23 protein-coding genes are annotated in these 24,783 nt (G+C 53.7%); 7 read left to right on the plus strand and 16 right to left on the minus strand.

The features are described from left to right. Window positions 1–155: 155 nt before the first annotated feature. The gene (locus tag KU854_RS22105; RefSeq protein ID WP_218360474.1) at window positions 156–1,337 is read right to left on the minus strand and encodes a hemolysin family protein; all 1,182 of its coding nucleotides are present in this window, start codon (window positions 1,335–1,337) and stop codon (window positions 156–158) included. 235 nt (window positions 1,338–1,572) lie between these two features. On the opposite strand from KU854_RS22105, the gene hupA reads away from it, so the two are divergent. Both hupA and KU854_RS22115 read left to right on the plus strand, forming a co-directional pair. Next, window positions 1,573–1,845: a nucleoid-associated protein HU-alpha gene (hupA, locus tag KU854_RS22110; RefSeq protein WP_002542017.1), complete on the plus strand. Its 273-nt coding sequence runs from the start codon at window positions 1,573–1,575 to the stop codon at window positions 1,843–1,845. Between the two features lie 112 nt (window positions 1,846–1,957). Continuing rightward, the gene (locus KU854_RS22115; RefSeq protein WP_255555689.1) at window positions 1,958–2,575 is read left to right on the plus strand and encodes a DUF1481 domain-containing protein; all 618 of its coding nucleotides are present in this window, start codon (window positions 1,958–1,960) and stop codon (window positions 2,573–2,575) included. 66 nt (window positions 2,576–2,641) lie between these two features. Here the strand turns inward: KU854_RS22115 and purD are convergent, their stop codons facing one another. After that, a complete protein-coding gene (gene purD, locus KU854_RS22120; RefSeq protein WP_218360476.1) occupies window positions 2,642–3,931 on the minus strand; it encodes a phosphoribosylamine--glycine ligase in 1,290 nt (429 codons plus the stop codon). A 53-nt stretch (window positions 3,932–3,984) separates the two neighbouring features. Then, window positions 3,985–5,577: a bifunctional phosphoribosylaminoimidazolecarboxamide formyltransferase/IMP cyclohydrolase gene (gene purH, locus KU854_RS22125; RefSeq protein ID WP_218360508.1), complete on the minus strand. Its 1,593-nt coding sequence runs from the start codon at window positions 5,575–5,577 to the stop codon at window positions 3,985–3,987. Window positions 5,578–5,757: 180 nt separating this feature from the next. On the opposite strand from purH, the gene zntR reads away from it, so the two are divergent. Further along, entirely contained in the window at window positions 5,758–6,177 is a 420-nt protein-coding gene (gene zntR, locus KU854_RS22130; protein WP_218360477.1) for a Zn(2+)-responsive transcriptional regulator, read from the plus strand. A gap of 21 nt (window positions 6,178–6,198) precedes the next feature. Here zntR and tpx read toward each other — a convergent pair whose 3' ends face one another. After that, the gene (gene tpx, locus KU854_RS22135; protein WP_218360478.1) at window positions 6,199–6,702 is read right to left on the minus strand and encodes a thiol peroxidase; all 504 of its coding nucleotides are present in this window, start codon (window positions 6,700–6,702) and stop codon (window positions 6,199–6,201) included. Between the two features lie 254 nt (window positions 6,703–6,956). Between tpx and ppnP the strand changes: the two genes are divergently transcribed. Then, window positions 6,957–7,235: a pyrimidine/purine nucleoside phosphorylase gene (gene ppnP, locus KU854_RS22140; RefSeq protein WP_218360479.1), complete on the plus strand. Its 279-nt coding sequence runs from the start codon at window positions 6,957–6,959 to the stop codon at window positions 7,233–7,235. 170 nt (window positions 7,236–7,405) lie between these two features. Here the strand turns inward: ppnP and fis are convergent, their stop codons facing one another. The 11 genes from fis to KU854_RS22195 all read right to left on the minus strand — a co-directional run bounded on the left by fis (window position 7,406) and on the right by KU854_RS22195 (window position 19,086). Further along, window positions 7,406–7,702, minus strand: a complete 297-nt coding sequence (gene fis, locus KU854_RS22145; protein WP_002542007.1) for a DNA-binding transcriptional regulator Fis — start codon at window positions 7,700–7,702, stop codon at window positions 7,406–7,408. A gap of 22 nt (window positions 7,703–7,724) precedes the next feature. Then, window positions 7,725–8,690 (minus strand): tRNA dihydrouridine synthase DusB, encoded by a 966-nt coding sequence (gene dusB / locus KU854_RS22150; protein ID WP_218360509.1) that lies wholly within the window; start codon window positions 8,688–8,690, stop codon window positions 7,725–7,727. 147 nt (window positions 8,691–8,837) lie between these two features. Continuing rightward, window positions 8,838–9,722: a 50S ribosomal protein L11 methyltransferase gene (gene prmA, locus KU854_RS22155; protein ID WP_054780189.1), complete on the minus strand. Its 885-nt coding sequence runs from the start codon at window positions 9,720–9,722 to the stop codon at window positions 8,838–8,840. A gap of 135 nt (window positions 9,723–9,857) precedes the next feature. After that, window positions 9,858–11,312: a sodium/pantothenate symporter gene (gene panF, locus KU854_RS22160; protein WP_218360480.1), complete on the minus strand. Its 1,455-nt coding sequence runs from the start codon at window positions 11,310–11,312 to the stop codon at window positions 9,858–9,860. Further along, window positions 11,305–11,583: a YhdT family protein gene (locus KU854_RS22165; protein WP_218360481.1), complete on the minus strand. Its 279-nt coding sequence runs from the start codon at window positions 11,581–11,583 to the stop codon at window positions 11,305–11,307. Before KU854_RS22165 ends, panF begins: the two co-directional genes overlap by 8 nt. Window positions 11,584–11,754: 171 nt before the next feature. After that, window positions 11,755–13,101, minus strand: coding sequence for an acetyl-CoA carboxylase biotin carboxylase subunit (gene accC, locus KU854_RS22170; protein WP_218360482.1), 1,347 nt, complete (start codon window positions 13,099–13,101; stop codon window positions 11,755–11,757). A gap of 12 nt (window positions 13,102–13,113) precedes the next feature. Continuing rightward, window positions 13,114–13,578, minus strand: a complete 465-nt coding sequence (gene accB / locus KU854_RS22175; protein WP_218360483.1) for an acetyl-CoA carboxylase biotin carboxyl carrier protein — start codon at window positions 13,576–13,578, stop codon at window positions 13,114–13,116. Between the two features lie 26 nt (window positions 13,579–13,604). Beyond that, window positions 13,605–14,060 (minus strand): type II 3-dehydroquinate dehydratase, encoded by a 456-nt coding sequence (aroQ, locus tag KU854_RS22180; protein ID WP_218360484.1) that lies wholly within the window; start codon window positions 14,058–14,060, stop codon window positions 13,605–13,607. A 402-nt stretch (window positions 14,061–14,462) separates the two neighbouring features. Further along, window positions 14,463–16,412: an acetate--CoA ligase gene (acs, locus tag KU854_RS22185; RefSeq protein WP_218360485.1), complete on the minus strand. Its 1,950-nt coding sequence runs from the start codon at window positions 16,410–16,412 to the stop codon at window positions 14,463–14,465. A 246-nt stretch (window positions 16,413–16,658) separates the two neighbouring features. Further along, entirely contained in the window at window positions 16,659–17,282 is a 624-nt protein-coding gene (locus KU854_RS22190) for a 3'-5' exonuclease (protein WP_218360486.1), read from the minus strand. A gap of 1 nt (window position 17,283) precedes the next feature. Then, entirely contained in the window at window positions 17,284–19,086 is a 1,803-nt protein-coding gene (locus tag KU854_RS22195) for a DUF294 nucleotidyltransferase-like domain-containing protein (protein WP_218360487.1), read from the minus strand. A 189-nt stretch (window positions 19,087–19,275) separates the two neighbouring features. Between KU854_RS22195 and KU854_RS22200 the strand changes: the two genes are divergently transcribed. The 3 genes from KU854_RS22200 to KU854_RS22210 all read left to right on the plus strand — a co-directional run bounded on the left by KU854_RS22200 (window position 19,276) and on the right by KU854_RS22210 (window position 24,265). After that, on the plus strand, window positions 19,276–20,430 hold the full coding sequence (locus KU854_RS22200) for a 3-phenylpropionate MFS transporter (protein WP_218360488.1): 1,155 nt from the start codon (window positions 19,276–19,278) through the stop codon (window positions 20,428–20,430). Between the two features lie 164 nt (window positions 20,431–20,594). Next, entirely contained in the window at window positions 20,595–24,044 is a 3,450-nt protein-coding gene (locus KU854_RS22205) for a PAS domain-containing hybrid sensor histidine kinase/response regulator (RefSeq protein WP_218360489.1), read from the plus strand. A 2-nt stretch (window positions 24,045–24,046) separates the two neighbouring features. Next, window positions 24,047–24,265 carry a hypothetical protein gene (locus KU854_RS22210; protein ID WP_218360490.1) on the plus strand — a complete coding sequence of 73 codons (219 nt, stop codon included), beginning with the start codon at window positions 24,047–24,049 and terminating at the stop codon, window positions 24,263–24,265. A gap of 30 nt (window positions 24,266–24,295) precedes the next feature. Here the strand turns inward: KU854_RS22210 and KU854_RS22215 are convergent, their stop codons facing one another. Continuing rightward, entirely contained in the window at window positions 24,296–24,781 is a 486-nt protein-coding gene (locus KU854_RS22215) for a hypothetical protein (RefSeq protein WP_218360491.1), read from the minus strand. Window positions 24,782–24,783 lie beyond the last annotated feature (2 nt).

The following is a 24,783-nucleotide window of genomic DNA, read 5'->3' on the forward strand; positions in this document are numbered from 1 at the left end:
CGCGAGGGTAAGGGCTGTGGTCAATTGCAAAATAAAAGGCTCTAAGTATGGGGACTTAGAGCCTTTATAAGCCATCTGTTGGATCGTTCAACCGATCATTTATCTCTTAACTGATCGGCATTAGGCCAGATGGCCCGTTTTTTGTCGCTGGTGGTTTATTTCGACGTCTTGTCGTTTTCACCCGCCGACTGTGTGTTTTCGTCGTCGCCTTTGTCCTTTGGCGATTCGTCTGCAGCCTCTGCCTCATGCGCTGCCTGTTCAGCCGCTTTTTCTGCTTCTTCCGCTTCGTCGTCCTTGCTTTCAATCACGCCGTGGGTTTCTTTCCAGTCTTCCCAACGCTCGTGTGCCAGCGCTTGCATGCTGGTGGTCTTGTCCGCTTCGTCGAGGATCTCTTTGCCCACCAGGTGCTCAAAGATATCTTCCAGCGTGATGATGCCTTGCACATCGCCGTATTCGTCGACAATCAGTGCCAGTTGGGAGCGCTGTGCCATCATGCGGTCAAATGCCTTGGTCACAATCATGGAATCGTGCACAACCGGAATAGGGCGCATCACACTGCTCAGTGGCTGTTTGCCTCTGCCATGCTGGTTGGCAGAAAACAGCTCCAGACGGTGCACAAAGCCGAGGATATTGTCACGTGACTCAGCATAGACCAGCGGGCGTGAAAACGGCGTGTCGTGGTGCTCACGCAGGAAATCTTCGATAGTCATGGTGGCATCGACACGGAACAGCACCGGACGCGGTGTCATCAGCTTGGTGACCGCAACATCACGCAGGTTCAGCAGGTTGGTCAGCATGGTGGATTCATCATCTGCCAGCTCTCCGCTTTCTTTTGCCAGCAGCGCCATGGCTGAAATCTCGTCACGCAGTTTAGGTTGTTCTTTACCACGAGCCAGGCGGCGGGTCAGTTGCTCTGAAGCCCAGACGAATGGCGTCAGCGCCCATACCATCCAACGCAGAACCGACGCCGCACCCGGAGCCAGCTGACGCCAGTATGTTGCACCAATGGTTTTCGGTACGATTTCCGACAGCAGCAGGATAGCCAGTGTCAGTACCGCAGAAAACGCGCCCAGCCAGGCATCACCAAACACTTTTGCCGCCTGGGCACCGGATGCAGCAGCACCCACGGTGTGCGCAATGGTGTTCAGGGTCAGGATTGACGCCAGTGGACGGTCGATATCATCTTTCAGTTGTTGCAGGCGACCTGCCGCAGGGTGGCCTTGTTGTCGCATTTGGGCCAGATAACTGGGGGTAATACTCAGAAGAACCGCTTCAAGTACCGAACAAATAAATGAGACACCGATAGACAGTGCCACAAACATGATAAGCAGGATCATTGTTTTCCAGCGTAATAGTGGTGAATGGGGGTAATACTAGCGCCAAAGATCGGGCATGAACGCAGTAAATACAAGTGTTCAGGAGGAAATATACCCAATATTTTGTGAGGATGCGCTCAGTTTATGGTTAAAGACTCTGCATACAGTCACTTGTGGCGCCACAAACCTTTGCCAGTCGGGCTTCTTTTGAATTAGAGTTGCCTTGTCTCAAGAAAACCTAAGAAGGGAAGACCTAATGAACAAGACCAACTTGATCGACCTGATTGCTGAAAAAGCAGACCTGTCTAAAGCACAAGCGAAAGCTGCACTGGAAGCAACTCTGGCGGGTATCGAGGGTGCACTGAAAGACGGTGACCAGGTTCAACTGATCGGTTTCGGTACGTTTAAAGTTAACCACCGTGCTGCGCGCACTGGCCGTAACCCACAAACTGGCCAGGAAATTCAAATTGCTGCGGCGAACGTTCCAGCGTTTGTTGCAGGTAAAGCACTTAAAGACGCAGTTAAGTAAGTTATAATCCGCCAAAACATCACTTTTGTTTTGGCGGATATTTATGCGCGTTAAAGCGTCCCTCCTCACTGTTTTGACTCTATTGTCTTTGACGGGCTGTGGCTCGACAGAGATGATTACCCCCCTGACCCAAACCATCACGGCTGACGTTAAAGGCGACAGCACGGCAATCTATTGGCTTGATGAACGCCAAGGGTTCCCTGAAACGCTGACTGAGCGCGTTATGATGGGCGACTATGGCAGCTATGCTTCCGAATACCGTTTCCGCAAAGGCGTGGTTCGCGAGATCCAGCGTGACGGCAATATCCTGGTCGATGGCAAGGTTCAGCCAATTTCCCTGTTGATCCGCTACGACTCTGAAGGTCAGGCGGTGTATCAGCAATACCGTTTAAATGGTGATTTGCTGCCAGTACGCGGCACCGAACTGGTGCGTTACTCCCGCGAAGCAGAGCAGTCACTGGCGATGGCGCGTGAACTGCACAGCAATGGCAGGGATTTTTTCCAGGGCTACTGGAACGAAGGGCAGTTTGAAGAGTGTGGCAGCGGCAAAGAAAAGGCGCTGGAGTTTGAAAGCGATTTGCCGGGTTATATCGTGCAACGCCTGAGTCAGGAAGATAACTTTCTGGCCGCTGCGGGAAAGGTAGGGCGCAACCTCAATGTGGTTGAAGAGGTGATAGCCCTCGACAGCGACAGTGCTGAGTGTTTTACCCGACCAAGCTTTAAGTCTTAAGCTCTGTTTTTAAACCATGAAAAAACGCGCCCGCTGGCGCGTTTTTCCTTTCCAAGCAGTGTGTAATTACTGCTTTTCCTCGCGTGCAATGGCGCGGTAGCCAATGTCATCACGGTGGAACATGCCATCCCAGCTGATTTGTGACGCAAGCTCATAGGCACGCTTCTGCGCTTCTGACACCGTGTTGCCCAGCGCAGTGGCGCAGAGTACTCGCCCACCCGCCGTCACCACGTTACCGTCTTTTTCAGCGGTACCTGCATGGAACACTTTCGCCGCGTCCAGCTCTGCCGTTGGAAGGCCGGAGATGACATCACCTTTGTGGTAAGACGCGGGGTAGCCGCCCGCAGCCAGAACAACACCGATAGAGGCGCGTGGATCCCATTTGGATTCCACGGTATCCAGCTTACCCGCTACCGCAGCTTCACACAGTTCAACCAGATCAGATTGCAGGCGCAGCATGATTGGCTGGGTTTCCGGGTCGCCAAAGCGGCAGTTGTACTCAATCACTTTCGGTGTGCCATCGGCCATGACCATCAGGCCAGCGTACAGAAAACCGGTGTAAGGGTTACCCTCGGCCGCCATGCCGCGCACGGTGGGGAAAATCACCTCGTTCATCACGCGGTCATGGATTTCCGGTGTCACTACAGGTGCCGGGCTGTATGCGCCCATGCCGCCGGTATTCGGGCCGGTATCGCCGCTACCAACGCGCTTGTGATCCTGGCTGGTGGCCATTGGCAGAATGTTTTCACCATCGACCATTACGATGAAGCTCGCCTCTTCGCCATCAAGGAATTCCTCGATAACCACACGGCTGCCTGCGTCGCCAAACGCGTTGCCTGCCAGCATGTCACGAATGGCGTTTTCTGCTTCTTCCAGCGTCATTGCAACGATAACGCCTTTACCTGCAGCCAGGCCGTCCGCTTTCACCACGATTGGAGCGCCTTTTTCGCGCACATATGCCAATGCTGGCTCAATTTCGGTGAAGTTCTGGTATTCCGCTGTGGGGATTTGGTGACGGGCTAGGAAGTCTTTGGTAAACGCTTTTGAACCTTCGAGCTGCGCGGCAGCAGCGGTTGGGCCGAATATAGGCAGACCGGCTTCGCGGAAGGCGTCAACCACACCAATTACCAGCGGTGCTTCCGGGCCAACAATGGTCAGGCCGATGCTTTTTTCTTTAGCAAATGCTACCAGTGCAGCAATATCTTCCACACCGATGGCCACGTTTTCCAGCGCCGGTTCCAACGCAGTGCCCGCGTTGCCTGGAGCAACAAACACCTTGTTCACCTTTGGTGATTGCGCTGCTTTCCAGGCCAGAGCGTGTTCACGGCCACCATTACCAATAACCAATACGTCCATTTTCAATCCTTCAATCAAATCAGCCCAGAGTGACGCTGGGCTGTGAAAAATGCTTAGTGGCGGAAGTGGCGCATGCCGGTAAAGACCATCGCCATGCCATGCTCGTCGGCTGCAGCGATCACTTCGTCGTCACGCATTGAGCCACCTGGCTGGATAACGCAGGTGATGCCCGCTTCTGCAGCAGCATCAATACCGTCGCGGAACGGGAAGAAAGCATCCGACGCCATGACGCTGCCTGCCACTTCAAGGTTCTCGTCAGCGGCTTTGATACCGGCGATTTTCGCCGAGTACACACGGCTCATCTGGCCTGCGCCCACACCGATGGTCATGTTGCCTTTAGCGTACACAATCGCGTTGGATTTCACGTACTTTGCCACTTTCCAGCAGAACAGGGCATCACGCAGCTCTTCGGCCGATGGTTGGCGCTTGGAAACCACTTTCAGGTCATCCAGGGACACCATACCCTGGTCGCGATCTTGAACCAGCAGGCCGCCATTCACGCGCTTCACATCAAAGCCGGTGGTTTTGGTGCTCCACTCGCCACAAACCAGCAGGCGGACATTTTTCTTCGCGCTGACCACTTCTGCAGCCGCATCAGACACGCTTGGCGCAATGATGACTTCGACGAACTGACGGTCAACGATGGCTTGTGCTGTTGGTGCATCCAGTTCACGGTTAAACGCGATGATGCCACCAAACGCAGAGGTTGGGTCGGTCTTGTAGGCGCGGTCATACGCTTCCAGAATATTTTCACCCAGCGCCACACCACATGGGTTAGCGTGTTTAACAATCACACACGCAGGCTCGATGAACTCTTTCACGCACTCAAGGGCGGCATCGGTATCGGCGATGTTGTTGTAAGACAGCGCCTTGCCCTGAAGCTGGGTTGCAGTGGAAATAGACGCTTCCTGCGGGTTGGCTTCGGTGTAGAAAGCAGCAGCCTGGTGGCTGTTTTCGCCGTAGCGCATGTCCTGCTTTTTGATGAACTGCTGGTTGAAGGTACGAGGGAATGTTGACTCTTCGTCACCTTCTTTGTTGTCACCGTATGATGGCACCATGGTACCGAAGTAGTTGGCGATCATGCCGTCGTACGCGGCAGTATGTTCAAATGCAGAGATGGCCAGATCAAAACGGGTTTGCAGTGTGAGTGAACCGTTGTTGGCATCCATTTCCGCCAGCACGCGGCCGTAGTCAGAGGCATTCACCACGATGGTGACGTCTTTGTGGTTTTTCGCGGCAGAGCGCACCATGGTTGGGCCACCGATATCGATGTTTTCTACCGCATCTTCCAGCGTACAGCCTTCTTTTGCCACTGTTTCCGCGAATGGGTACAGGTTGACGACAACCATGTCAATCGGGGAGATATCGTGTTCGCTCATGATGGCATCGTCAGTATCACGACGGCCGAGAATGCCGCCGTGTACTTTCGGGTGCAGGGTCTTTACGCGCCCATCCATCATTTCTGGAAAACCGGTGTAGTCAGACACTTCTGTCACGGCCAGACCCTGCTCCGCCAGCAGGCGAGCGGTACCGCCAGTCGACAGGATATCGACACCTTTTTCTGCGAGAGCTTTGGCAAATTCTACAATGCCGGTTTTGTCAGATACGCTAATCAATGCGCGACGAATAGGACGAGCGTTTTCCATTGCTACCATCTCTTTAACTGTGGGGATAGGATATTTGGCAAAACCGCCGCAATGAGGGCTGCTTTGCCAAATACCCGACACGGCGAAGCCTTGATTGAATTGGCGCATATTCTAACCTAAATTACTGACGCAATCGATTGCTTTTGTGGTTTTGTCACAAAACGGCGTAACGGTGAACAAATGAAGATGTTACAGATAGGACAACTGGCCAAACTCTCCGGTGTTTCAGGGGATACGCTGCGCTTTTATGAAAAAGTGGGCTTGCTGACCCCGGCCTCACGCAGTGACAGTGGTTACCGGCTCTATGACAGTGATGCGGTGTCCCGCGTACATTTCATTATGAAAGGGAAGCGGGTAGGACTGACACTGGAAGAAATCCAGGAGCTGCTTGAGATCCGCCTAGAAGCGAGTCAACACAGCTGTGCGGAGGTAAAAGGGATCACCCAGAAGAAACTGGATGAAATTGACGAGAAGATTGCCGAGCTTTCCCGTATTCGTGTCGCGCTGAAAAAGATCAACGATGCCTGTTGCGGTCATGTAGATGATGATGCCAGTCACTGCTCTATCCTGGAAGCGCTGGCATCAGAAAGGGAAGACTAAGCCATCTCCCCTTTACGTTTTTTATCGTGCCAGTTCGGCAATCACGGCGTTGTAATCCGGCTCGTTGGTCAGTTCGTTAACCAGTTCAACGTGCAGAACGACGCCATCTTCATCTATGCCCACCACAGCACGGGCGGCCAAACCCACCAGTGGCCCCTCAGCAATCGCCACGCCGTAGTCTCGCAGGAATGAAGGATCGCGGAAGGTTGAAGCATGCATGACGTTTTTCAAGCCTTCCACTTCGCAGAATCGGCTGGCGGCAAAAGGCAAATCTGCCGATACACACACCACTTGGGTATTGGGCAGCAAGCCGGCTTTTTCATTAAACGCCCGGGTGCTTGCGGCACAGGTAGGGGTGTCGATGCTGGGGAAGATATTCAACACCAGCTTTCGGCCACGGAAATCGGCGAGGGAGACGTCAGAGAGGTCTGCTTTGGTCAGTGAAAAGTCCGGGGCGTGATCGCCTACCTTTGGCAGATTGCCGACGAGAGGAACCGGTTCCCCTTGAAAATGAGTCTGTGACATGTGAGCTCTCCTTGTCTGGAATGAATATGGTCACCTAAGAGTCTGGCACAATCTGATACTGCGCCATGTACAAATAGTGGTATACGATGCCGAGAGTTGAGACGACCACAACCCCGGAAAATAGTAGTTGGGAACGTGATAAGAGTGTGATAGCGTCAGGAGCATCGAAAGGAAAACACGCATCCAAGAATAAGTCCGTAAAACCAGTGAGTTGGCGTCCGGTGAGCGTGGTAGTTGGAAGAAAAAGGACAAAGATGCTTAAAATTAATGAATACTTCGACGGTAACGTTAAGTCGATCGGCTTTGAAAACAAAGGGCCTGTCAGCGTAGGCGTGATGGAAGCAGGCGAATACACGTTTGGTACTGCAGCGCCAGAGCGCATGAAAGTGATCAAAGGGGAACTGACGGTGAAGCGCCCTGGCCACATCGATTGGGAAACCTTTGGTGCCGGTGATGACTTTGAAGTGCCTGGGGAATCTTCCTTCCAGGTCAAAGTAGAGCAAACCACTGCCTACCTGTGCGAATACCTGTAATCGCCTCCTGATATGAAAAAAGCGCCCGAGGGCGCTTTTTGCGTTTCTGGACGTTTACCACGAACCTTGTAGCCAGTGAACCTGTGTATATAGGCGTGAACATAAAACGCAAAAAAGGCAAACCACCGGAGATGATTTGCCTTTTTTGACAGAAACTTAAGTTCGGATGATTAGTTCATGCCGTACTTTTTCAGTTTCTTGCGCAGAGTACCACGGTTGATACCCATCATGGTTGCAGCGCGGGTTTGGTTACCGCGGGTGTATTGCATGATGGTGTCCAGCAGTGGCTGCTCAACTTCTGCCAGTACCAGCTCGTACAGGTCATTGACTTCCTGGCCATTCAACTGCGCTAGGTAGTTTTTCAGGGAGGCTTTTACTGAGTCACGCAGTGGCTTCTGGGTGATTTGATCTTGTGAAGTCACAGTAGTCACTGTCAATGCTTCTGAAGTCAGGTTTTGTTCGAACATACTCTGTCAGCTCTTCTCGTATTTATGCAACGTTTTCGAAGTAATCTTGCAGCGCATCGATCTGCTCGTGAGCGTCTTCGATTGCGTTGAAAGCCTGGCGAAAATCGCCAATTTGGTCATGTTCTTTCAGGTACCAGCCCACGTGCTTGCGCGCGATACGCAGCCCTTTAAGCTCACCATAAAACTGATGAAGCTCCTGAACATGACCCAACAAAATAGTTTTGACCTCTTCCTGTGGCGGCGTCGCTAAAACGTCACCCGTTTCGAGGTAGTGTTGGATTTCGCGGAAAATCCACGGACGCCCTTGTGCAGGGCGGCCAATCATCAAGGCATCAGCGCCAGTGTAATCAAGCACGAATTTGGCTTTCTGAGGCGAATCGATATCCCCGTTGGCAATCACCGGGATCGAAATTGCTTCTTTAACCGCTTTAATGCTGTCGTACTCAGCTTCCCCTTTATACATGCAGGCACGGGTGCGGCCGTGAAGGGCCAGTGCCTGAATGCCGCAGTCTTCGGCCAGTTTGGCGATATGGACACAGTTTTTGTTGTCCGGATCCCAGCCTGTCCGGGTTTTCAGGGTGACAGGAACGTCCACCGCAGAAACCACTGCTTTCAGGATTTGCTCAATGATATCCGGTCGGGTCAGCAAGGCTGAGCCAGCCAGTTTCTTATTGACCTTTTTTACCGGGCAGCCCATGTTGATATCGACGACTTGTGCGCCGTTCTCAACACAAAAGCGTGCGGCATCTGCCATCAGGGCCGGTTCAGCGCCGGCGATCTGTACAGAACGGATCCCCTTTTCATCAAGGTGAACCATCCGGTTCATCGACTTGGCGGTGCGCCACATCGCCGGATTGGAAGACATCATCTCGCTGACCGCCATGCCTGCCCCATAGCGCAAACAGAGTTCGCGAAAGGGCCTGTCAGTCACACCTGCCATAGGTGCCACGATGAGGTTGTTTTCCAGTTTGTATGGTCCGATTTGCAAGGGAATACCTTCTATGTCAGCAAGGGCGCGCATTTTACGCATTTTTTCCGACGCTGAAAAGGCCAATATTTGAGCGTTTTGTCTTGATTTTTCAAAAATCCAGCTATTTCAATTTTTTAGTACAAAAATTGTCCATTTATCGCTGGGTTACGCTCTGTGCGCGGTGATACGACACCATTCTTCTTTCTCGGTAATGGCATCTACCGTCAGTTCATCGCGGTAGCAATCCGCGACAGACTCGGCCTGGCTATCCAAAACACCAGACATCGCCAGTACACCCTGAGGTGCGATCAGGCTTTTGATGATTGGAGAAAGCTCACGCAGCGGGCCTGCCAGAATGTTGGCAACCACCACTTCTGCCTGCAGGTTTGCTGGCTGATCTTTTGGCAGGTATAGCTCAAGGCGATCGGCCACACCGTTTCGCTCAGCGTTGGCTTTGGATGCTTGCAGCGCCTGTGGATCGATATCGATACCAATCACTTTCTCTGCGCCAAGCAGCAGTGCGGCCAGAGACAGGATGCCTGAACCACAACCAAAATCGATCACGGTTTTGCCTGCCAGATCCAAACCGTCCAGCCACTCCAGACACAATGCGGTGGTCGGGTGGGTACCGGTACCGAATGCCAGACCCGGATCAAGCATGATGTTCACCGCTTCTGGCTCTGGGGCTTCACACCAGCTTGGGCATACCCACAGACGCTGGCCGAAACGCATTGGCTTGAAGTTATCCATCCAGGCGCGTTCCCAGTCTTTGTCTTCCAGCTGCTCAATTTTGTGGGTGAAGTCTTCACCCAGCAGTGGGCTGGTCTTCAAAATGGCGACCACAGCGTCCATATCGGTTTCTGCGTCATACAACGCGACGATATCGGTTTCGCCCCACAGACGGGTTTCACCTGGCATTGGCTCGAACACTGGGGTGTCTTTGGCATCAAGGAAAGTGACTGACAATGCACCCGCGTCTTCCATCAGCACATCACCGATGGCTTCGGCTGTTTCTGCGGTTGCGTTCAGTTTGATTTGAATCCAAGGCATGGTTTCTTCACTTCTTCGTTTAACGACGATTTAAGGGGGCGGAGTCTAGCATAAAAAGTAGTCAGCCCGCATAGCCTTAGCATGGTCAGGGGTTAAGAAAGGTGAAAAAAGGGCAGCGAATGCTGCCCGGAAGGATTATGCGATGGCGGTTTGTGCCCGGCGGTGTTGCAAACTGCTCACCAGCAGGAAGGCCAGCAGGCTGATTGTCAGCGATGGGACTATTGCATGGATACCGCCAATATCCGGTTTGAAAGTGGACAGCGCCGCATAGCTGCAAAGGCCGGTCAGCATGGAGGCCAGTGCGCCGCCTGCGGTAGCTTTTTTCCAGTAAAGGCCGAGTACCAAAGGCCAGAGGAAAACCGCCTGCATACCGCCAAAAGCCAGCAGGTTGAGCCAGATGATCATGTCCGGCGGGTTGGTGGCGGCAACAAACACCAGCAGGGAGAAAATACCGGTCACCCAAAGTGAAAGCTTGGGCAGTTTGCTTTCTGCGTCCGGCGCTTTCGCTGCATTCGGGTTGATGTAGTTAAGGTACAAATCCTTCAGCAAGGTTGCAGAAGCCTGGATAAGCTGCGAGTCGATGGTCGACATAATGGCCGCCATCGGGCCTGCCAGAAACACACCGGCCACCACAGGCGGCAATACCGTCATCATCAGGGTTGGCATGATCTGATCCGGGTTATCCATTTCCGGCACAATCGCGCGGCCGAGCGCCCCTGCCAGGTGCATCCCCAACATCAGTACCGCCACCATGGCGGTACTGATCACCATGCCTTTGTGCAGCGATGCGCTGGATTTGTAAGACATACAACGCACTGCCGCATGGGGAAGACCAATCACGCCAAAACAGACCAATACCCAGAAGCTCAGCATAAAGGGTTCAGAGAGGAAGTTATTCGGGCCATAGGGTGAGACAAGCGCCGGGTCAATGTCATGAAGCTTAGTGATCATTTCCCCCACGCTGCCGCCGGCGTGGACGATGCCAACGAGCAGGGCAATGGTGCCGACAATCATCATGGTGCCCTGTACCGTGTCCGTCATCACTACAGCACGGAAGCCGCCAATGGTGGTGTAAAGGCCGACAGTAAAGGCGAACAGCATCAAACCATGGGTGTATGAAAGCCCTGTGACAGTCTGAAGAAGACGGGCACCACCGACAAACTGCACCACCATGGTGCCGAAAAAGGCCAGCAGCAGCGCCAGTGAGGCAAAAATCACCACGGCACGGTTTTTATAGCGGGCGTAAAGCATGTCATTGAGGGTAAGCGCATTGTGGCGGCGTGATTCAATGGCAAATTTCTTGCCCAGCACGCCGAGGGTCAGCCAGGCGGCAGGGAGCTGGATCATCGCCAGCAATACCCAGCCCAATCCCATTTTGTAGGCTGCTCCAGGGCCACCGATAAACGAACTGGCGCTGGCATAGGTCGCGGCCAGTGTCATTGCCAGCACAAAGCCGCCCATGCTGCGGTTGCCCAGAAGGTATTCATTCAGGAAGCCGCCGCTGCGGTCGCCCTGCTTACGCGAATAGAGCGCAAGCGCAAACACGGCCGCCAGATACAACGCCATCGGGATCAGAAGTTGGCTATTCATGCTTACTCTCCGGCTCAATGTCCAATGGCATCTCCTTGTAGAGGTATTTCACCATCAGGGCGCACAGCAGGGTAAAAACAAGCGGGCCAATCACACAGGCCATCAAAAACCAAAGAGGCAAGCCGAAATAGAGCACCGGTGCTTGCTCAATGTTGTCCGGTGCCAGCCCATAGGCGGAGCCATACCACCACGCAAAATAAGCGAGAGCCAACCCAATTGCCCATTTGGCTTCCTTGTGTGCCTGGCGATACCGGCTGCTAAGTGTCTTCATAAGAAGCCTCCGAAACAGAGTTATGCCGAAAAACGGTGTCTGTTCTCAGTAATACGGTATGAAAAAAGAGGGATATTGTGACAAATGTGGCGGGAGAGTGACAGCGATTGGCAAATGGCGGGAAAAGAAAAGGCTGCGCATGCGCAGCCTTTGACCAAATCAGGAGGTGGGTTATTTATGCAAACCCAGCTTCTTCTCCAGGTAGTGGATGTTCGCACCACCGTGCTGGAAGTTCTCATCTTTCATGATTTCCAGCTGGAGAGGAATGTTGGTTTTGATGCCGTCGATAATGATCTCTTTCAGTGCATTGCGCATTCGGGCAATGGCCACATCGCGGTTCTCACCGTAACAGATCAGCTTACCGATCATCGAATCATAGTGTGGCGGCACGGTATAACCGGCGTACACATGGGATTCCCAACGCACACCCATACCGCCAGGGGCATGGAAGCGGGTGATCTTACCTGGGCTTGGCAGGAAGCGTTCTGGATCTTCCGCATTGATACGACACTCAATCGCGTGACCGCGGATTTGGATATCATCTTGCGTGAATGACAGTGGCTGGCCTGCCGCAATGCGCAGCTGCTCTTTGATCAGGTCAATGCCGGTAACCATTTCAGTCACTGGGTGTTCAACCTGAATACGGGTGTTCATCTCAATGAAGTAGAACTCACCGTTTTCGTACAGGAACTCAAACGTACCCGCACCGCGGTAACCGATTTCGATACATGCACGGCAGCAACGCTCACCGATGTATTTACGCATTTCTGCAGTAATACCCGGCGCTGGTGCCTCTTCAACCACCTTCTGGTGACGACGTTGCATAGAACAATCGCGCTCACCCAAGTGGATTGCACCGCCCTGGCCGTCAGCCAGAACCTGTACTTCAACGTGACGTGGGTTTTCCAGGAATTTCTCCATGTAAACCATGTCGTTGTTGAATGCAGCTTTTGCTTCTGCGCGGGTCATGGCAATCGCTGAAGTCAGCTCTGCTTCAGAGCGAACCACACGCATACCACGGCCGCCACCGCCACCGGATGCTTTGATGATCACTGGGTAACCGATGCGTTTTGCGAAAGCTTTGTTTTTCGCTTCATCGTTATCCAGTGGGCCATCTGAACCCGGTACACATGGCACGCCAGCTTTCTTCATTGCGCTGATCGCAGACACTTTGTCACCCATCAGGCGAATGGTTTCTGCGCGAGGGCCAACAAAGATAAAGCCTGATTTTTCTACCATCTCAGCAAAATCAGCGTTTTCAGACAGGAAGCCGTAGCCAGGGTGAATAGCCACCGCACCGGTGACTTCCGCTGCACTGATAATGCGAGGGATGTTGAGGTAGCTTTCAACGCTCGATGCTGGACCGATACAGATAGACTCGTCTGCCAACAGAACGTGTTTCAGATCGCGGTCTGCAGTCGAGTGCACAGCGACGGTTTTGATGCCGAGCTCTTTACACGCGCGCAGGATGCGAAGGGCAATTTCACCGCGGTTAGCGATGACAATTTTATCTAACATAACGGTCCTCGATTACTCGATGATCACAAGGGCTTCGTCAAACTCAACCGCTTGACCGTCTACACATAAGATAGCTTTTACCACACCCGCTTTGTCAGCTTGGATTTGGTTCATCATCTTCATCGCTTCAACGATACACAGGGTATCGCCAACATTGACTGATTGGCCGACTTCAACGAATGCTTTCGCGTCTGGGCTTGGAGAACGGTAGAAAGTACCTACCATTGGAGACAGGACTTTGTGACCAGTTTCTACCGGTGCAGCGGCTGGCGCTTCTGCTGCTGGTGCCGCTGCAACTGGTGCCGCAGGTGCAGGCGCTGCTGCGACAGGTGCAGATGCGTAAACTTGTGCCGGTGCAGCTACAGGTGCGATAGCACGGCTGATGCGTACTGATTCTTCACCTTCAGAGATTTCCAGCTCAGCAATGCCCGACTCTTCAACAAGCTCAATCAGTTTTTTGATTTTACGAATATCCATGATGACTATCTCTTTAAAATTATTGTTCAGTTGGCTGCTGACTGCAGGCGGCGAGCCGCTGCCTTCAGCGCAAATTCGTATCCGTCAGCACCGAGGCCCGCAATCACGCCTACCGCTTTATCAGTAAAGTAGGAGTGGTGGCGGAATGGCTCACGGGCGTGAACGTTTGACAGATGCACCTCAATAAACGGAATGCCCACCGAAAGAATGGCATCGCGCAAGGCAACGCTGGTGTGGGTGAAAGCGGCTGGGTTGATGATGATGAAATCCACCTTGCCCATCGCTTGGTGAACCGTATCAATCAATACATGCTCTGCATTGGATTGAACGTGCTCAAGTTGAATATTGAGAGATGCGGCGATCGCCGTCAGATCGGCGACAATGGTATCCAGCGTCTTCTGTCCGTAGTGACCAGGTTCCCGGACGCCCAGCATATTGAGGTTGGGGCCGTTGATAAGTAAAACTTTGCGATTTGTCGTCATATTGATCGCTTTGTTCCTGTTCTTGTTGCGAAAAGACCGTAACTTTTGCTTTTCAGCACCCAAGGGTGCGAGAACCTAAAAAATGGCACTCCTGCCACTTGCTGGATCGCAATTATAGAGAATTCACCGCAAATGGCAGCAAAATACTGGTCTAATCAGCCAAAATCTGACATTCGAGAACACAGATTATGCACTTAGGACAGGGATTTCAGGGCAGGAGTTCACGAAATAACCACACTTAGCTACCAAAGTGTTACTTAGATCTCATTGGGGCTGGAGTTGGCGAAAATTGCGGTGAATTCCACGAAGTTAGATACACGCTGAACCGTTATCGATGCTGCCGTATAGGGGTGAAAAAGGCTGCCATTGGCAGCCTCGATAGGGGGAAAAGGTTCACGCGGATTACACCACGCTGGACTTCTCTGCAATCAGCTTGTCAACCACGCTTGGGTCCGCCAGCGTTGAGGTATCACCCAGGCTGCCAGTGTCACCGGTGGCAATCTTACGCAGGATACGGCGCATGATTTTACCGGAGCGGGTTTTCGGCAGGGCATCTGTCCAGTGAATGAAATCTGGTGTCGCAATAGGACCAATTTCCTTACGTACCCAGTCTTTCACTTCTTTGGTCAGCTCCGCACTTGGCACTTCACCGGCATTCAGGGTGATGTAGGCATAAATCGCCTGACCTTTAATGTCGTGTGGAACACCGACAATCGCCGCTTCTGCAATCTTGTCGAAAGCAACCAGTGCCGATTCGATCTCAGCGGTACCCATACGGTGGCCGGATACGTTTAGCACGTCATCCACACGGCCGGTGATCCAGTAATAGCCGTCTTCGTCGCGGCGCGCGCCGTCACCGGTAAAGTACATGCCTTTAAAGGTCGAGAAATAGGTCTGCTCGAAGCGCTCATGGTCACCAAATACAGTACGCATCTGGCCTGGCCATGAATCCAGCATCACCAGGTTGCCTTCCGCAGCACCGTCGATCAGGTTACCCATGTTGTCCACCAGTGCCGGTTGCACACCAAAGAATGGGCGGGTTGCAGAACCTGGCTTCAGCGCAGTTGCGCCTGGCAATGGGGTGATCAGAATGCCGCCGGTTTCGGTTTGCCACCAGGTATCAACGATTGGACAACGGCTGTCACCGATGGTCTTGTGGTACCACTCCCAAGCTTCAGGGTTAATTGGCTCGCCCACAGAACCCATGATGCGCAGGGATGAGCGTGATGTGCCCTGAACGGCTTCGTCGCCTTTTGCCATCAGTGCGCGGATGGCAGTCGGTGCGGTATACAGGATATTGACCTGGTGTTTGTCGACCACCTCGCTCATGCGTGCAGTCGATGGATAGTTAGGCACACCTTCGAACAGGATGGTTTTCGCACCGTTCGACAGCGGTCCGTAAATCAAGTAGCTGTGGCCGGTGATCCAACCCACGTCAGCGGTACACCAGAACACTTCGCCTTCCTGATAGTCGAAGACGTATTTGAAGGTCATGGTGGCGTAAACCAGGTAGCCGCCAGTAGTGTGCAGGACACCTTTTGGTGTGCCGGTTGAGCCTGAGGTGTAAAGGATAAACAGTGGATCTTCGGCGTTCATCTCTTCTGGCTGACAGTTGTCTGAAGCCACTGCCGTTGCTTCATGCCACCACACATCGCGGTGCTCATGCCAGGCAATCTCGCCGCCAGTGCGTTTGTAGACCACCACTTTCTCAACCGATTTCACGGCTGGGTTGGTCAGTGCTTCGTCGACGTTTTTCTTCAGCGGTACGGATCGGCCGCCACGGACGCCTTCGTCTGCAGTCACAACCACTTTGGCATTGGAGTCGATGATACGGCCCGCCAGCGCTTCTGGAGAGAAGCCGCCGAATACGATAGTGTGAACGGCGCCGATACGGGTACAGGCCAGCATCGCAATTGCCGCTTCCATCACCATTGGCATGTACAGACACACCACATCGCCTTTGCGTACGCCCTGGCCTTTCAGTGCGTTGGCAAACTGACACACTTCTTTGTGCAGCTCTTTGTAGGTCAGCGTTTTGTCTTCATTCGGATCATCGCCTTCCCAAATCAGGGCAACTTCATCGCCACGGGTTTCCAGGTGGCGGTCAATACAGTTCGCGGAAACGTTGAGTGTACCGTCTTCAAACCACTTGATGTTGACGTGTCCGGTATCAAACGAGGTTTGTTTGACTTTGGTGAAGGGCTTGATCCAGTCAACGATCTGGCCATGCTCACGCCAGAACCCTTCTGGGTTAACGACAGACTGTTGGTACATCTCACGGTACGTGTCGTTGTTGGCATGGGCTTTTGCTTCGATCTCCGGCATGACCGGGTGCAGGTTAACCTCACTCATTCTCTTTCTCCTTGTGTTTCCTGCGTGGTGCGCTCTGGCACTGGCGATGGGTGACCGCTTGGCATAAGAATAGGGTACGGTAATGCGGTCTTGTCACAATAAGGTCGGACAGATAGGGATTCTCGACAATTAGACTTTAGGATGACGGGGCGGATTTCTCTGGATTTTGTGACCTCACCACCCCCACAGTGAGCGATGGCTCTCATTTCCAGCCTGCCTGTTGCGTGCTGGTACCACTGGAACCTGTCAGACATAACTTGGCATGCTGATGTCACCGTATTTCAGCCGCACATAGATAAGCGCCGCACTGATGGCATCATCAAGTGCATCATGTCGTCCAGACAGTGGTAATTCCAGATGGTGTCCTATCGCCTCCATACTCAAATCATAGTAGGCATTGGGCAAGATATGCTCCAGTTTACGCCGGTAAATATCACTCACTTCAATTGTCGGGTTTGGTAGTTTGAAACCGAGGTAGCGCTTGGCGTAGCGGTCGAGGATCGCTTTGTCGTACTGAATGTAATACCCCACGATGGGACGGTTGCCGATGTAGTCAATCAGGCGGTGCATGGCATCTTTTTCTGTCAGGCCATCGTTGAGATCTTGATGCCGGATACCGTGCACTTTCACTGACTGGGCGCTGAGTGATACAGGTGCCCGCAGCGAAACGTTGAACGGCTCGCTGGTAATAATCGTGTTGCCCCGGATCTTGGTGGCCGCAATGGTGACGATCTCCGCTTTGTGCGGATCCAGGCTGGTGGTTTCGCAGTCGAGCGAAACCAGTTCTTCCGATGTTGGCGCGTTAAACAGCGGCGCATAGGGCGTGTTTCGCCATTTGTATTTGTGCCAGTAACGCGATATCGGATTCATCCTAATCCCTCACCTGATAGTGGGATGCCAGCCGCTCTTTGAATTTTTTCACTACGCTCAGGCAATCGCGCAACAAGTCCCGCTCGGTGCGCGGCAGGCGGCTGACATCGAGCAAGTTGCCACTGCTGGCATCGGAGTCCAGTTGCTGGCGCAGACGGATTTTCACAAACAGTTTGAGCGCTTCCGTCAGGTTGCTGGCAGTTTCCGAATCCAGCGCATTGCACTGGGCAAGGGCATCGAGCCGTTCAAAGGTGTTGCTCGGTACAATGCCGTTTTCCAGTGCCAGCGTGCGCACACCATGCACTAACGGGAATATCCCGCCTTTTTTCACGTCCAGCCCTTCCTTGTCGGTTTTCAGGCTGCCAAACAGGGTAAGTGGCACACGAAAAGCCAGACATGGACGGACAAAGGTGTTGAGCGCCAGCATATTGCCTTTCATGGTGGTACGGAGTTTTCCCATTACGGGTTCAAGTAACGCCTTGTTGCCAGCTACCGCATGGCTGTCTGCGAAAATGGCCAAATCCATCAGGCTGCGTTCATCGGAAATACGGCTCAGTGCCGTCATTTCTTTCAGCCATTCGGACTGGGTTTTCACCCAACGTGGGTTGTTCACCATTACATTACCGGGGCAGGGTGGGTAACCCAGACGGCTCAATACTTCGCTGAACCTCTCCATGTAGTGTTGAACATCCGGCCAATTAGCATCATCGGCCAGGATCAGGCCGTTGTCCTGATCGGTTTTGAGAATTTGCTCACCACGGCCTTCTGAACCCATCACAAACAGGCAGCATTTTTGCTGGAAGCCCTCCGGGATAGTCAGGCGGAACGCCTTTTCGATGATCTGTTCATTAACGGCGGAAATCAGCTCCATCACAAACTGGGTATGGATACCGTTATTCGTGAGGTTCTCCACCAGTTGTTGTTGGTTGTTGGCCGCCAGCGACAACTCTTCAATAGTGTGGGCGCGGTTGATTTGCAGTGTCAGTACGTGGGAGTGGGTGGAAAAAAGGCTTAGCACCTGTGTCATGTCAAGCATGCCGACGGTTTCACCCTTTTGGCTCACCCGGACCCGTTTTACCCGGTCGCGGGTCATGAGGATCATCACGTTGAACAGGTAGTCCCCGAGTTCGACACCGATAACCGGCGACGTTGCTACATCACCAATCGGGGACTCAAGGTGACAGCCGTCTTCGACCAGTGCATGCAGCAGGTTGGTCCGGGTAATGATGCCGATATCGTGTTCACGTCCTTTCAGGGCGACCAATGCGCAATCCTGACGCTCGCTGCGAAGTTTTAGGGTAGCCTCTTTAATTGAGGTGTCATGGTCGAGGGTCATAATAGGCTGGATGTTATTTTCATCCACTTCGGTCAGGATGAACTCGGCCAGATTTTGTTGCTGCTGCGCTTTTTCCAGCATCTTCTTGCGTTTGCTGAAACTGGTATTGAAATAGTCAGCAAAGGCCTGGTTTTCGTTATAGAGTTCCAGGAAGACATCCTTGGGCAATACGTAACATAGGGTGTCTTCCACGACACGGTATCTGTGGTGGTTAAAGCCTTTGAGCAGAGCCCGCGCATCGAAAATGTCATCTTTGATGTACTGTGCCTGTACCTCTTTGGTGTCCGGATTGACTTCCTGCACGCGTCCTTTGATCACGATATACAGGGCGTCGTTGGATTCCCCTTTCTCAATCAATACATCGCCGCGCCGGTAATAGGCGACATCCAGTGCCGAAAGCAGGTGTTTGGCCTGTTTGCTGTCGAGGCGGTCAAACGGGGGGGAGGAGGTATCAAACGGTTCAGGCATGGCAGTAAACTCCGTGTTTTCGCATGCGCACAAAGCGCCTTGATTTAACTCAGTGTGTCTCACCACCCCTGACCTTGCCAGCCGACTTTAGTCTATGAATTCCGGCTGTTAAACTGCGTGGTTCGTGACATGGGCGGCACTGCTCTGGTGCCAGATTGATCTCTTGACCCGGCAAAAGGAACTGCCTGCGTGAGCTTTCTACCATCATCGCCATTTCGTTGGCTCTCTATTTATTACAGCAGCTACTTTTTTGCTTTTGGCGTCTATCTGCCTTTTTGGTCTGTGTGGCTGGCCTGGCTTGGTCTTCCTGCCAACGATATCGGGATAGTCCTCGGCGCGGGGGTTTTGGCGAGGTTTGTGGTCAACCTGCTGGTCACCCCAAGATTTCACCTGCCCGAACAGCTCCTGCCTGCCATCCGCTGGCTTTCCGCCCTGGCGGCGGTCGTGGGGTTTACCCATCTGCTTGCCACGCCGGATCTGCTTTGGCTGACGGCGTTGTCCGTGGCCATCAACATGGCGTTGGGCCCGGCCATCCCGATATCCGATGCGCTTGCGAACCACTACACCCGCCGCCGTTTGGTGGACTATGGCAGGGCGAGGCTGTGGGGCTCGCTGGCATTTGTGGTGGGCTCTACCCTGACCGGCGGATTGGTTGAGCGCTTTGGTGAAGGTGTCATCGTTCCCGTGGCGGCAGGGGCGCTGGCGATTGCATTTGGATGGAGTCTGACCTCGCCTAACCCGCTTCCTGCCAACGAGGAAAGACAGGGGAGAACACGCAAACCCCTGCTCTCAGTTCTGCGTCTGCCCGGCGTGGGCGTGTTTATATCCTTGGTGGCGCTCATTCAGGGCAGTCATGCCGCGTATTACGCCTTCAGCGCTATTCACTGGACTCAATCTGGTATCTCTGATGTGGTGGTGGGGTATCTGTGGAGCCTCGGGGTGGTGGTGGAAGTGGCGATGTTTGCCATCAGCCAGAAGCTCTTTGGCGGCTGGCGTGTGGCATCCCTGTTTCGCCTCGCTGCGGTGGCTGTCATGGTGCGCTGGACAATTACCGGCCTGACCACAGATGTGTGGGCTCTCGTTTTTTCCCAGTCCCTGCACGGCATCACATTCGGCGTTGCCCATATTGCCGCGATGCGCTACATCCAGCAGCAGGAGGCTGACAACATGATGGCTTTGCAGGCGCTTTACAGCGCTATCCCCATGGGTATCGTGATGGCGGCACTGACCATGTTGAGCGGTGAGCTTTATCACCTGTTCGGGGGGCACAGCTTTTTTATTATGGCGCTGCTTGGCGTACCTGCGCTGGTCTTAACTTCCCGGCGTTTCTGCAACCTTGGCTGATCTGCAGGGAGATGTCTTGAGGGAGAGATTGCTCACGGTGCTGGGGCGGCGAATTGTTGTTCAATGGGGAGCGTGGTAAACAATGTCCAACAGATAGGTGCGCTGCGGTTCAGGGTGATAAGGGCGCACCTTTAAAAAGTTAACGCCTTATAATGGAAGGGATTATGTCGGCTGGATGGATCGTGGTGCCGGTGGCGCTTGCCTACCTTGGAGTCCTGTTTCTTATTGCCTGGTATGGCGACAGCCGCCCACGCTGGTTGCGGGGTTGGCGTCCCTGGATCTACAGCCTTTCCATCGCCGTTTACTGTACCTCCTGGACCTTCTTCGGCACGGTGGGGCAGGCGGCAAGCCAACCCTGGTCATTCCTGCCTATCTATCTGGCGCCAATCCTGGTCTTCACCATGGGGTGGCGGTTCCTCGCACGCATCATCATGATTGCCAAGCGCGAGCACATCACCTCTATTGCTGACTTTATCGCTGCCCGCTACGGTAAATCGCAGGGTCTGGCTGTCATGGTGACCATTATCGCCGTGGTCGGTATCCTGCCGTATATCGCGCTTCAGTTGCGTGGTATTACCATGGGGCTGGATGTCATTGCTCCGGATATCGGGCAGAGCGCAGGGCTGAACCAGGGGCAAATCGCCTGGCTGGTCTGTATGTCCCTGGCCATGTTTACCGTACTGTTCGGTACCCGCCATATAGATTCAACGGAACACCACCGCGGCATGATGATGGCCGTGGCTTTTGAGTCTATCGTCAAGCTGGTGGCTTTTCTTGTTGTGGGCTTTTTTGCTGTTTTCATGCTGCTGGACGCGCCGGGGCCACTGCCGTCGTTAACCGAAGCCCATGTGGTCGGAGCGCCGGACTGGGGCGCTTTGTTTGTCCACACCTTGCTGACCATGGCTGCCATTATCTGTCTGCCACGCCAGTTCCACACCATGGTGGTGGAAAACGCCCGGGCGCAGGATCTGCATACGGCGCGCTGGGTTTTCCCGCTCTATCTGTTGTTGATGGGGATGTTTGTGTTGCCACTGGCGTATGCCGGGCAGGTATTCCTGCCGGACGTCTCGGCAGATACCCATGTTATCCAATTGCCGCTGTCGACGGGCAATGAAGGCATTGCGTTGCTGGCATTTCTTGGCGGCGCATCGGCTGCCAGTGGCATGGTGATCGTCTCAACCATCGCCCTCGCAATCATGGTTTCCAACGATCTGGTGCTACCACAGTTGCTCCGCCGCATGCGGGTTTCCAACCGCAACTTTACCCAGTTCTCGGGTCTTTTGCTTAATGTTCGCCGCGCCCTGATTTTCCTGCTTCTTATTGGAGCCTGGGGCTTTTATCAGCTGATCCTTGAAGTTCCATCGCTGTCAGCCATCGGCTTTCTCTCGTTCGCCGCCATTGCCCAGTTTGCGCCACCTCTGGTTGCCGGAATTTACTGGCGTCAGGCCAACAAGAAAGGGGTGTATGCGGGGTTATTCTCCGGCTTTATCGTCTGGTTAATGGCGCTGATGATGCAAACCGGCATGCTGGCGGGAACGGAAGACACCAACGTGGTGTTGTGGCTGTTGTCGCCGCCGGAACTGCCCTTTTTCGCCACGTTGAGCCCGGTCGACTGGGGCATGGTGTTAAGCATTATGGTGAATACCGCCTGCTTTGTGGTGGTGTCCATGGCGACCCGGCCTTCGTTGAGTGAACGCCTGCAGGCGGCGAGCTTTGTCGGCACGCCACTGCCGGAAGGGGATGATTCCAGCCTGTATCAAAGCCGTGTGACAGTGGCTGAACTGGAAATGCTGGCGGCGCGCTTTGTGGGCCGGACACGCATGCGCCAGACGTTCCGCACCTTCGGTGAGCAGCGTGGTGAAACCCTGTTACCGCAACAGCAGGCCAGTGCCGCACTGATCCGCCATACCGAACGTGTATTGGCCGGTGTATTCGGTGCTTCCTCGGCCAAGCTGGTACTGACCTCTGCGCTGCAGGGGCGCAATATGCAGCTGGAAGAAATTGCCACCATTGTCGATGAAGCCTCGGAGCTTTTCGACTTCAGCCGCGGCCTGTTGCAGGGGGCGATTGAGCATATCAGCCAGGGCATTTCCGTGGTGGACAAACAGCTTAGGCTGGTGGCCTGGAACCAGCGGTATGTCGAGCTTTTCAACTTCCCGCCAGATTTGATCCAGGTTGGCCGGCCGATTGCGGATGTGGTGCGCTACAACGCGGAGCTTGGCCTGTGTGGCCCCGGTGATATCGATGAGCATGTGCAAAAACGGGTCGCTTATTTGCGCAGAGGCTCGCCGCACACCTCATCCCGTGTTCATCCTGACGGACGGGTGATTGAAGTGCAGGGCAACCCCATGCCGGGCGGCGGCTTTGTCATGAGTTTTACCGACATTACCGCCTTCCGTGATGCGGAAGATGCCCTGAAACAGTCCAATGAAACCCTCGAAGCACGGGTTGTGGAAAGAACACGGGAGTTGGAAACCCTTAACCGCCGGCTGATCAGCGCCACGGCCAAAGCCGAACAGGCGTCGCAGTCAAAAAGCCGTCTGTTGGCTGCGGTAAGCCATGACTTGATGCAGCCGATGAATGCCGCGCGTCTGTTTGCCTCTTCCCTCAGTGAAATGGCGGAAGAAAAAGAGGTGCAAAAAATGGCCTCCCACATTGAAAGTGCCCTTGGGGCGGCAGAGGATCTGATCGGCGATCTGCTCGATATCTCCCGTATCGAGTCAGGCAAAATGAAAGCCAAGATCACCCATTTTGAACTGGATGAAGTGTTCTCCACCCTGGCGGCGGAGTTCGGGGTGATTGCCAACGCACAGGGCGTCGATTTCCGGGTTCAGCCCTCCAAGCTGAGTATCCGTTCCGATCGCCGGTTACTTCGCCGGGTTTTGCAGAATTTCCTTACCAACGCCTTTCGCTACAACCCCGGTGGCCGGGTGTTGCTGGGGGTTCGTCGCCGTGGATCCCAGTGCAGGATCGAAGTGTGGGATAACGGCCCGGGGATCCCGGAAGATCGCCAGCAGGATATTTTCAACGAATTCACCCGCATTGATCGAAAAGGCGCTGAACTTGGCCTGGGGCTTGGCCTTGCGATCGCACGCGGGATCAGCCGTATTCTCAATCAGCCACTTAACCTGAGGTCCTGGCCGGGACAGGGGACTGTCTTTTCCATTACGGCCAATATTGAGGCTGCGCCTCAGCACTGCGACACTGGCATTGCGACTGACGATCAGGCAAAAAATAGCGAGCCGCTGGCTGGGGTTCGTGTGTTATGCGTTGATAATGAAAAAGACATCCTTGCCGGAATGGAAAGCCTGTTGACCCGCTGGGGTTGTCAGGTTGAACTGGCAGAGGATTTGGATGAAGTGCTGGAAAAACTGAGGCAGGGACTGAGGCCGGATGCGATTTTGAGTGATTACCATCTGGCGCCTTCACTGACGGGTATTGATGTACTCCAGCGTTGCCGCGAAGTGCTGGGAGAGGGCTTTATCGGCGCGGTTATTACCGCTGACCGGACGCAGGAAACCCGTTTAATGGTTAGGGAACTGGGCTTTGGCTATATCGCCAAACCGGTTAAACCGCTGAAGCTGCGGGCATTGCTTCAGCAAGGAGCGCATTGAAAATGGAAGCGTTTTTTATTCCACGACTCGACACCGAAGCCGGACTTATCCGTGCCTCGGGGGACTGGGATCCGTTAACGGCTGAGATCCAGTTGACGGAACTGGATCTGATGGGAACTGATGGCTGGATGGACGTATCTTTCTGGCTGACAGAGCAAGAGCATGAAGCACGTATTGAGGCGGTGCTGGTGGCTGCCAAGCGTTATCTTGTACGTCAGTAATGAAGAAAACGGGCGCCGAGAGGCGCGCCGTTATTGATCGGTAAACAGGGTTTTATATTCAACAAACAGGGCGGGCGCCTCCGCGTAGTAAAAGGTGCCGTCCGATTTCACCACCAGATGGATTTTACTCTCTTCCGTGGTCGGGGCTGGTAAGCTGACCATCCACTCTTTGTTGTCTTCACTGTTCTGTGCCATGTCCACAGGCTCAGCTGATAGTCCCTCTTTCTGTACCAAGTTGATTTTGGCGCCTTCCAACGGAAAAGCCGATGTCAGCTTAAGTACCACTTCGTTATCTGTCAGGCGTTCAGAGCGCAACTTCACTTCGAAGTCACCGTTTTCCAGCGTACATAAACCACTGGTATAACGGCAGTTTGAATCAGCAGCGAGCTTGTAGGTTGCCCCTTCTTTCGCGACGTGGGGTTTTTCACTGACAGCCAGATCAACACCGAAATAAGCAATGATGGCAAGAATAGGGGCAATGAGCATTGCCGCAATGATGTGTTTGTTTTTAAACATAA

This window comes from Enterovibrio paralichthyis (genome assembly GCF_019209835.1).
Taxonomy (GTDB): domain Bacteria; phylum Pseudomonadota; class Gammaproteobacteria; order Enterobacterales; family Vibrionaceae; genus Enterovibrio; species Enterovibrio paralichthyis.

Excerpts from the sequence above, each read along its gene's own strand:
- zntR (WP_218360477.1), top strand. The coding sequence starts at position 5,758 with ATGAAGATGTTACAGATAGGACAACTGGCCAAACTCTCCGGTGTTTCA.
- KU854_RS22105 (WP_218360474.1), bottom strand. The coding sequence starts at position 1,337 with ATGATCCTGCTTATCATGTTTGTGGCACTGTCTATCGGTGTCTCATTT.
- KU854_RS22165 (WP_218360481.1), bottom strand. The coding sequence starts at position 11,583 with ATGAAGACACTTAGCAGCCGGTATCGCCAGGCACACAAGGAAGCCAAA.
- hupA (WP_002542017.1), top strand. The coding sequence starts at position 1,573 with ATGAACAAGACCAACTTGATCGACCTGATTGCTGAAAAAGCAGACCTG.
- fis (WP_002542007.1), bottom strand. The coding sequence starts at position 7,702 with ATGTTCGAACAAAACCTGACTTCAGAAGCATTGACAGTGACTACTGTG.
- purD (WP_218360476.1), bottom strand. The coding sequence starts at position 3,931 with ATGGACGTATTGGTTATTGGTAATGGTGGCCGTGAACACGCTCTGGCC.
- accC (WP_218360482.1), bottom strand. The coding sequence starts at position 13,101 with ATGTTAGATAAAATTGTCATCGCTAACCGCGGTGAAATTGCCCTTCGC.
- KU854_RS22215 (WP_218360491.1), bottom strand. The coding sequence starts at position 24,781 with ATGTTTAAAAACAAACACATCATTGCGGCAATGCTCATTGCCCCTATT.
- acs (WP_218360485.1), bottom strand. The coding sequence starts at position 16,412 with ATGAGTGAGGTTAACCTGCACCCGGTCATGCCGGAGATCGAAGCAAAA.
- tpx (WP_218360478.1), bottom strand. The coding sequence starts at position 6,702 with ATGTCACAGACTCATTTTCAAGGGGAACCGGTTCCTCTCGTCGGCAAT.
- KU854_RS22190 (WP_218360486.1), bottom strand. The coding sequence starts at position 17,282 with ATGAATCCGATATCGCGTTACTGGCACAAATACAAATGGCGAAACACG.
- KU854_RS22205 (WP_218360489.1), top strand. The coding sequence starts at position 20,595 with ATGTCGGCTGGATGGATCGTGGTGCCGGTGGCGCTTGCCTACCTTGGA.
- accB (WP_218360483.1), bottom strand. The coding sequence starts at position 13,578 with ATGGATATTCGTAAAATCAAAAAACTGATTGAGCTTGTTGAAGAGTCG.
- KU854_RS22195 (WP_218360487.1), bottom strand. The coding sequence starts at position 19,086 with ATGCCTGAACCGTTTGATACCTCCTCCCCCCCGTTTGACCGCCTCGAC.
- purH (WP_218360508.1), bottom strand. The coding sequence starts at position 5,577 with ATGGAAAACGCTCGTCCTATTCGTCGCGCATTGATTAGCGTATCTGAC.
- KU854_RS22115 (WP_255555689.1), top strand. The coding sequence starts at position 1,958 with ATGATTACCCCCCTGACCCAAACCATCACGGCTGACGTTAAAGGCGAC.
- ppnP (WP_218360479.1), top strand. The coding sequence starts at position 6,957 with ATGCTTAAAATTAATGAATACTTCGACGGTAACGTTAAGTCGATCGGC.
- aroQ (WP_218360484.1), bottom strand. The coding sequence starts at position 14,060 with ATGACGACAAATCGCAAAGTTTTACTTATCAACGGCCCCAACCTCAAT.
- prmA (WP_054780189.1), bottom strand. The coding sequence starts at position 9,722 with ATGCCTTGGATTCAAATCAAACTGAACGCAACCGCAGAAACAGCCGAA.
- KU854_RS22210 (WP_218360490.1), top strand. The coding sequence starts at position 24,047 with ATGGAAGCGTTTTTTATTCCACGACTCGACACCGAAGCCGGACTTATC.
- panF (WP_218360480.1), bottom strand. The coding sequence starts at position 11,312 with ATGAATAGCCAACTTCTGATCCCGATGGCGTTGTATCTGGCGGCCGTG.